This is a genomic window from Thermoflexus sp., from assembly GCF_040289485.1.
Classification (GTDB): Bacteria; Chloroflexota; Anaerolineae; order Thermoflexales; family Thermoflexaceae; genus Thermoflexus.
The window spans coordinates 1-297 of sequence record NZ_PSLG01000085.1 but is presented as its reverse complement, the minus strand read 5'-3'; the positions used below and the strand labels follow the sequence as shown (position 1 = coordinate 297).

1 protein-coding gene is annotated in these 297 nt (G+C 73.1%); it reads right to left on the bottom strand.

From position 1 onward, the window contains the following. On the bottom strand, window positions 1-297 hold a 297-nt coding region (locus C4313_RS10600; RefSeq protein WP_352429838.1), incomplete at both ends, for a phenylalanine--tRNA ligase beta subunit-related protein.

Below are 297 nucleotides of genomic sequence, written 5' to 3'. Positions count from 1 at the left end.
CGAAGGCGTGGAGCGGCTGGCCCCATTCCAACATCACATAGTTGGTGATGTCCACGACGTTGTTGATGGGCCGCATGCCGCACAGCCGCAGCCGCCACTGCATCCAGTAGGGCGAGGGCCCCACCCGCAGGTCCTCCAGGACCATGGCGGAATAGCGGGGGCAGCCCTCGGGGTCCTCGACGCGGACGGCCACCCGGCGGCGGATGGGAGGGCCGGCGGCCCGGACGGCCGGGGCAGGGAGGGGGAGGCGCCCGCCGGTGAGGGCGGCGACCTCGCGGGCCACCCCGATGATGGAGA